The sequence below is a fragment of the Acidaminococcus sp. CAG:542 genome (genome assembly GCF_000437815.1).
Lineage (GTDB): Bacteria > Bacillota > Negativicutes > Acidaminococcales > Acidaminococcaceae > Acidaminococcus.
In genome coordinates this window covers 29,760-37,861 of sequence record NZ_FR902096.1, presented here as the reverse complement: position 1 = coordinate 37,861, position 8,102 = coordinate 29,760, and the positions used below count along the sequence as shown (strand labels likewise).

Annotated in this window: 6 protein-coding genes and 1 pseudogene; all 7 read left to right on the top strand. The window is 50.1% G+C overall.

The genetic code is table 11. The features are described from left to right. Positions 1-804, top strand: a pseudogene (locus tag QVO43_RS08740) (hypothetical protein); the annotation flags it as partial. 25 nt (positions 805-829) lie between these two features. Beyond that, positions 830-1,798, top strand: a complete 969-nt coding sequence (locus QVO43_RS08735) for a phosphoethanolamine transferase (RefSeq protein ID WP_022488142.1) — start codon at positions 830-832, stop codon at positions 1,796-1,798. Positions 1,799-1,843: 45 nt separating this feature from the next. Further along, entirely contained in the window at positions 1,844-2,809 is a 966-nt protein-coding gene (locus tag QVO43_RS08730; protein WP_022488141.1) for a glycosyltransferase family 8 protein, read from the top strand. A 61-nt stretch (positions 2,810-2,870) separates the two neighbouring features. Continuing rightward, complete coding sequence (locus QVO43_RS08725) at positions 2,871-3,005, top strand: hypothetical protein (protein WP_288174832.1); 135 nt, start codon at positions 2,871-2,873, stop codon at positions 3,003-3,005. A gap of 205 nt (positions 3,006-3,210) precedes the next feature. Continuing rightward, complete coding sequence (locus QVO43_RS08720) at positions 3,211-5,238, top strand: LTA synthase family protein (RefSeq protein ID WP_022488139.1); 2,028 nt, start codon at positions 3,211-3,213, stop codon at positions 5,236-5,238. Positions 5,239-5,788: 550 nt separating this feature from the next. Continuing rightward, a complete protein-coding gene (locus QVO43_RS08715) occupies positions 5,789-6,955 on the top strand; it encodes a nucleotide sugar dehydrogenase (RefSeq protein ID WP_022488138.1) in 1,167 nt (388 codons plus the stop codon). Positions 6,956-6,964: 9 nt separating this feature from the next. After that, entirely contained in the window at positions 6,965-7,963 is a 999-nt protein-coding gene (locus tag QVO43_RS08710) for an NAD-dependent epimerase (protein ID WP_022488137.1), read from the top strand. Positions 7,964-8,102: the final 139 nt, after the last annotated feature.

The window sequence follows — 8,102 nt, the reverse complement described above, 5'->3', positions numbered from 1 at the left end:
AAAATCCTGGCATCATTAATTGCTTTTTTGGGGATACTTATTATCGCCCGTCTGCCATCCACAGTTTATGATTCTTATTTTCGATACAAAGATATAATTGGAATTACAGCTGTATGCTTTTTAGCGGCTATGTTCTTAATGGATTTCCGAAAAAAAGTCTTTTTTTGTTGGATATTGATGCTTTTACTTTATGAGGTTCCAGCTTATATAAAGTTATCAGTAGGAAGTCCATTGAGCATGGATGAGATAACCGATACTTACTGTCTTGCTACATCGCTGTATTCGTTTATCAGTGGTGGTTTGGTTGCCATTCACTGGATTTCCAATCGAAAAATTCGGCGGATAGTTGGTGCTGTCTGGAATTTACTGGCTTTGGCGGTCATTTTTGCACCGCTGGGGCTGATAGGTTACTACTTTTTAAGTGGGCATTTGCTGACATCCAGTATTGTGCTGACTCTTTTTCAGACCAATCTTCATGAAGCGGTGTCCTATCTGAAAAATGATAACCCTGTTTTATGGGGGGTGTCTTTTGCAGTTGTTTTCAGTATTGCGGGAATCTATATCTATCAGCTGAATCGGACGGCAGATAAGGTATTTAATAAAGAACTGGCGCCAGGTTTTACAGTAGTTTTGCTGGCGGCAATAATTCTATGTGGAACCAAGGGTGTCGCCAAAGTCAGGTATGAATCGGTTACCAGTCTGATAAAACAAACCAGCCAGAGTTTAGAACAATACAAAGAGTACACCAATGCCAAACGGCGAAGAGAAGAAAATCTAAAAAAAATTAACACATCTGTCTATTGATTATCGAAAGGGTGGTACGTTTGTAATGGTCATTGGGGAGTCTGAATCACGGGATCATATGCATGCTTATGGTTATCAACGGGAGACGACACCCTGGTTGGATCAGGCTGTTCAGCAGCCTGGAAATATTCTGTTTACCCATGCATATTCCAATCATACGCATACAGTTCCCACCTTGACGTATGCTTTGACTGAAAAGAATCAATATAATGCGGTGCCTTTGGAAAAGGCTTATTCTATTATAGAAGTGGCAAAAGCAGCCGGATACCGAACCTATTGGATCAGCAATCAAGTTAAATATGGGGCTTATGATACTCCCATAGCCGCTATTGCAAGCTCGGCAGATCAGGAAATTTGGATTAACGGAAATTCTGGATATACTACTTGGACGAATTATAATGATGGTGAATTGGCTAATAAGCTGGGCCAAATCAAATTCGATTCCCAGAAAAATAATCTGGTGGTTATCCATCTTATGGGCAGCCATACCGATTATCAGGAAAGATATCCCAAAAAGCAAGAGAAGTTCTCAGTGAAAGATAAGAAAACAAGAAGAATCAATTCCTATGATAATACCGTCTTTTATACGGATGCGGTTTTGCACCAGATTTATGATATAATGCGAGCAAGAGATGAGTTCCAGGGAATGGTCTACTGTTCTGATCATGGAGAAGATATGCAGCACAGCCATGAAGTGACAAAATTCACTTGGTCTATGGCACGGATTCCTTTTGTCGTTTTTCTGTCCCAGAACTATTGCCAAAGGAATCCTGCAACATTCCAGAATCTGGTAAAGCATAAAGAGGATTATTGGACCAATGATTTACTGTATGATGTACTGATCGACTTGATGGGAATTCAGAATCTGCCTGGAAGAGAGGAAACAAAAGACATTGCTTCAGATCAGTATTTTCTTCCATTGGAGCAAGGAAAAACCTGCCATGGGATAAAGTCCCTGGATGATGATCCTGGCGTAGGTTCCGACAACCAATAAAAAATGAAAAGAGAAGGAGAAGCAGTTTAGTACTGCGGGAGAAATATGGAAATTACGGCAACAATAGAAACCAAAAAAATTGAATTTGGCAGTCCGGATGTACTGGCAGGAAAAGAATCAGTGCATATTGGGTACGGAACAGATGAAAATTTTGTGATGCCTATGGGCGTTTCCATGATTTCTGTTTTGGAAAATAATAAGGAACTGCCGATTGTTTTTCATGTCCTGACGGAAAATATCAGCGAGAAGAGTATTAACCAACTGAAAACCATAGCATCTAGATATCCAAATTGTGGAGTACAAGTTCATTTTACAGATTTGAGTATTATTGATGGTCTGCCTATGTTTGCCCTTGGCAAAGCAACCTATATCCGGGTCTTTTTGGGGCAGATTTTGGATCCTGCAGTGGAGAGGATTCTCTATTTGGATGGAGATATCGTTTGCCTTCAGTCAATTCAGAATCTGATTCATAGAGATTTTTCTGGGAAAACGGTAATGGTGGTAGAAGATGTACCAGCAACAGCCAGAAAGCAGGAAAAAAAGTTTCAGCTGCAGCAGTATTTTAATGCTGGAATGATTTTTATGAACATGGTTCAATGGCGGCAGGAAAAAATCTCCGAGAAATTTCTTGATGTATGTTTTGAGTATAAAGAGAGATTGAATTATTTAGATCAGGATGCATTGAATATAGTGTTGGAAAAGAAGAAACTGATGGTAGGAAAGGAATATAATTTTATTCCACTTTCTGCCGAGGAAACTGAAGTCCCAGATAACGCGGTATTTCTTCATTATGCAGGGACGAAGCCGTGGTATTGCTGGTTGGATTTTCCCCTGAAAAGATATTTTATAAAGTATTATGAAATGTCTCCCTGGAAGGATGAATCGCTGCAGCAGCCCCGCAATTACCGGGAAATGCACTATATGTCCCGTGCCCGATGGAGACAGGGAAAATATTTTGATAGTGTATACTGGTTCTTCCAATATATTTTTACTAAAATCAAAAAGAAATAGTTTGTTGAGTATTGGTAAATGGGAGTAGAAGATGGCATCCAAAGATTTATTACGGATACGAATGAAGACAGCAAAAAAAATCCTCACCAAACTCCACGAACTGGCCGTAAAACCGGATCTGTCCGAGGTGGAACGGATCGGCCAGTATGATCCGCTGCTCCAGTTCTGGCTGGATAAAATAGGCGGTGCCAGGTAGAAAAAGAAGCGTATAAATCGGAACCGTAGGGGCGGCAGGCCCGGCCGCCCGCAGATACATCGTTTGTTCATGTGTTCTGCGGGCCGCCGGCTGCCCAGACCCTGCGGTTTTTTTTCGTTGCAAACGCAAATGCAACGAAAAATTTACGTTGCATTTGCGTTGCATTATGAAATAAAATAAAATGAAACGAAAAGGAGGTAATGCCTTGTTCAGTCTATTCTACGCATCGCTGCAGCAGGATGGAAAGCTGTTTTTGTTCTTTCCCATTCTGTGTGCTGTTTTTCGTCTGATTTTCATTGCTGTGTACAATCCGTACCGGAGCCTGAAAGGCAAGGGGAAGGTAATCTGGCACTGTTTCCGGTACGGGTTCTGGTGGGGGATGGATTTCAACGCCTATGTGTTCCTGATTCCCCTGGTGGTACTGTCCATTCCCGGGGCCTTTTTTACCGACTGGTACCGGAAAGGAGACCTGCTGCGGATGGCGGGAGGGCTTACCTACAGCCTGGTACTGTACCTGGCCTTTGCCGGGAAGATGCTGTTCTACAAGCATTTCCATGATATCTTCAACCAGACCATGAAGCTGGGGGCCAAAGCGGAAAAGCACAACCTGGTGGATATTTTCTTCCATCAGGACCACGGGGTCTGGATCCTCTTGGGCATCCTGCCCTATCTGGGGGTGTGCGACTTCTGCATCCACAAGCTGCTCCAGCTGCCCAGCTTCCAGTATCTGATCTTTTTCAGCCCGGTGCTCCAGTACGCCTACAACACGGTGATCGTCCTGGGGGCTGTGGCGGCTTTTTACTGGTTCCGGTACGGGGGGACTTTTTGGCATGACGACAAGCCGGAATGGGATACCATCCCCAGTGTGGTAAAAAAGGACATTTTCTTTGCCAAGGCCACGGTGGACGATCTGGTGGCCCTGGAACAGGTGATGAAGCACAAACTGAATCCGGCCTATGAGCACACCGATGCCCAGGACCTGAAAGCCATCCAGCCCTTCCTTACGGAAAAGGTCCCGGCGGACAAGCTGCCCAACCCGGCCTATGGGTTCAAAAGGACGGCCAAAGGGGCCCGGATCACCAAACCCACCCATATTTTCCTTTTTGTGGGAGAAACCTATCTCCAGCAGTTCTTTGATCCCCAGTTCGCCTGTCTGAACCTGGTGGAAGGGGGCCGGCAGCTGATGGAGGATCCTCATACGGCGTCCCTGACCAGTGCTCTTTCTGCCGGTATCATCTCCCGGCCTTCCATTGTAAGCCTGATGAGCGGAATCTTCGATGCAGGGCTGGAACTGAACGAAAAAGAAAGCTTCTGGCGCAACAACCTGCCCACGGCCCTGCCCCGGCAGCTGAAAAAACTGGGGTATCATTCCACCTACTGGTACGGTGGGAATGTAACCTATGGGAACTTCAACCAGTTTGCTCCCGCCTGCGGCTTCGACCAGGTGATGACCGCCACGGATTTCTGTGGTAAAGACGCTCCCAAGACCTGGGTGGGGGTCTATGACAATGTGTTCCTGGAAAAGGCGGCGGAACTGATCCTCCAGCAGGAAGAGGCCAACGGGCCCTACCAGTTCCATTTCCTGTACACCACCAGCTACCACGGCCCCTTCAAGATTCCCCTGAAGGAGTACGGGTATGACCCGGAAAAGGTGATGCCTGAGGCGCCCCGGGACATCCGGCGGAACAAGGAAATCCAGAAAAACCTGGGGACCTTCTGGTTCTCGGACCAGGCCCTGGGGAAATTCATCCGGACCATGCGGAAAGCCTATCCGGACTGTCTGTTCATCCTTACCGGGGACCATTCCATCGATATGAGCCCGGTGCTGGGGAAAACCTCTCTGATGGGACGGGACTGCAACCTGCGGGAACGGCACAGCCCGGTGCTGCTGGTGAACCACCGGGAGCTGAATCCCCACAGCCTGGCCGGGAATACCATCGGGAGCCACATGAACATTGCCCCCACCATTTTCGAACTGATCGCCCCCAAGGGGTTCACCTATTATTCCTTGTATCCTTCTCTGCTGGAACCCATCGATCATGTGGTATCGCCTTACCACTGGCTGCGGAAAGACGCCTACGGCAGCTACAGCCAGGACTTCTATCAGCCCCTGGGGCCCCAGTACGGTCCCGAAGACCTCCAGGAAGGCCCCAAACCTTACACGGAAGAAAGGGAAGCCTGGATGGACCTCACCGGTTATCTGGTCCGGCATCCGGAGGTGCTGGAAAGATAAAAGCTGTCAGCGGTCAACGGCCGGTGGAAGGAAACCACAGCTGCGGGTTCCTTCTGAAGGGAAACGCAGCCCTATGGACTGCTAACCCACCACCCATGCTGCGCATGGATACCCCCGCCCTTGTAAAGGGCGGATATACGCTCGGGCTAACGCCCATTGCCCCCATGACACGCAGCCTGAGCTCCAGAGTCACTATCCGTTCCTTTCCAAGGGCGGGGGACCGTTACGCTTGTAAAGAGCGGATATACGCTTGGGCTAACGCCCATTGCCCCCGTGACACGCAGCCTGAGCTCCAGCGTCACTATCCGTCCTTTTTCAAGGGCGGGGGACCGTTGCGCTTGCGCAATGGTGGTGGGTTAGCAGCTCTCAGGGCTGCGTTTCCCTTCAGGAGCATCTGCCTTTGGCAGATGCTCTCCTTCGACCATTGACCGCTGACAAAAAAATCCTGCTGCAGGCTGCAGCAGGATTTTTTTCACTTCACCTCACGCAATGTGCGGCACCCCCTTTTTTTATGGTATAATATTCTTATTGCAGGAAAGGAGCCGTTTTTATGAAAATCGCTATTGCAGGCACCGGCTATGTGGGCCTTTCCAACGGGCTCCTGCTGGCCCAGCACCAGGAAGTGGTGGCGCTGGACATTGTGCCGGAAAAAGTACAGATGCTCAACGAAGGCCGGTCCCCTCTGGTGGATGCGGATATTTCCCGCTTCCTGAAACGGAAGGATATCCGGTTCCGGGCCACTCTGGATCCCCGGGACGCCTTCGAAGGAGCTTCCTATATCATTATCTCCACCCCCACCAACTACGATCCCCAGAAAAACTTCTTCGATACTTCTTCCGTGGAAAAAGTCATTGAAGAAGTGCTGGCCATCAACCCGGAAGCGGTGATGGTAATCAAATCCACGGTGCCGGTGGGCTATACGGAAGAAATCCGGAAACAGTACCATACGGACAACATCATCTTCTCTCCGGAATTCCTCCGGGAAGGGAAGGCTCTGTACGACAATCTCCATCCCTCCCGGATCGTAGTGGGGGAGGATTCTCCCCGGGGCCGGCAGTTTGCGGCTCTCCTGGCAGAAGGGGCGGAAAAAAAGGACATCCCCCAGCTGTTCACGGGCTCTACGGAAGCGGAAGCCATCAAGCTGTTTGCCAACACCTATCTGGCTCTCCGGGTGGCCTACTTCAATGAACTGGATTCCTATGCGGAAATCCGGGGACTGTCCACGGCCCAGATCATCAAAGGGGTCTGCCTGGATCCCCGGATCGGGGACTTCTACAACAATCCTTCCTTTGGGTACGGGGGCTACTGCCTGCCCAAGGATACCAAACAGCTCCTGGCCAACTACCAGGATGTGCCCCAGAACCTGATTTCCGCCATTGTGGCGGCCAACCGGACCCGGAAGGACCACATTGCTGACGAAATCCTGGCCCGGAATCCCAAAACGGTGGGAATCTACCGGCTGACCATGAAAAGCGCTTCGGACAATTTCCGTTCTTCCGCCATCCAGGGTGTGATGAAACGGATCAAGGCCAAGGGGATCCCGGTGGTGGTCTATGAACCCACCCTGAAAGAAAAGGACTTTTTCCGGTCCCCGGTGTGCCGGGACCTGGACCAGTTCAAAAAGGAATGTGACCTGATCGTGGCCAACCGCTGGTCAGAGGATCTGGCGGATGTGAAAGACAAAGTCTATACCCGGGACCTGTTTGACCGGGACTAAGGAGCAGTTATGGAACCTTTTGACGCCAACAAGAAAATCCTGATCACCGGAGCCGCCGGCTTCATCGGCTATCACCTGGCCAGACGGCTGCTGTCCCTGGGGGCCCGGGTGGCCGGACTGGACAACATGAACGCCTATTACGATGTGCAGCTGAAGAAGGACCGGCTGGCCCGGCTGGAACTGTACCCGGCCTTTTCCTTCACCCAGGGAGACCTGGCGGACAAGGAAACGGTGGACCGGACCTTTGGGGATTTCCGGCCGGACATTGTGGTGAACCTGGCGGCCCAGGCCGGGGTCCGCTACAGCATCGACCATCCCAGGGAATACATCGATTCCAACATTGTGGGGTTCCTCAACATTCTGGAGGCCTGCCGGCATTTCCAGCCTGAACATCTGCTGTTCGCTTCCAGTTCCTCCGTATACGGGAATCAGAAGAAGACCCCCTTTGCCACCACGGACAATGTGGATCATCCCATCAGCCTCTATGCGGCCACCAAGAAATCTGACGAACTGATGGCCTATACCTACTGCCATCTGTACGGGATCCCGGCCACCGGCCTCCGGTTCTTTACGGTGTACGGGCCTTTCGGCCGGCCGGACATGGCGTATTTCAAATTCACCAACAAGATCATGAAGGGGGAACCCATCACCATCTTCAACCAGGGGGACATGTACCGGGACTTCACCTATGTGGACGATATTGTCACCGGCATCCAGAACATGCTGTGCCATCCTCCCAAGGCCAATGAGGAGGGGGACCGGTACAAGATCTACAACATCGGGAACAACCACCCGGAAAAGCTCATGACTTTCATCGAGACCCTGGAAAAGGCCCTGGGAAAAACGGCGGAGAAGGAATACCTGCCCATGCAGCCCGGGGACGTGTACCAGACCTATGCGGACGTAAGCGAACTGGAACGGGACTTCGGATTCCGGCCCAGCACCACCATTGCCGAAGGGCTGGGGAAGTTCGCCCAGTGGTACCGGGAGTATTATCATGTTGAGTGAAGAGGGAAGAACCCACCACCAGCCTTGAGGCTGGTCCCCCGCCCTTAAAAAGGGCGGATATACAAGGGGGGCACAAGGCTGGCTGCCTGCCAATTTACAGCGATACTGTAGGGGCACAAGGCTGGCTGCCCCGCCAATT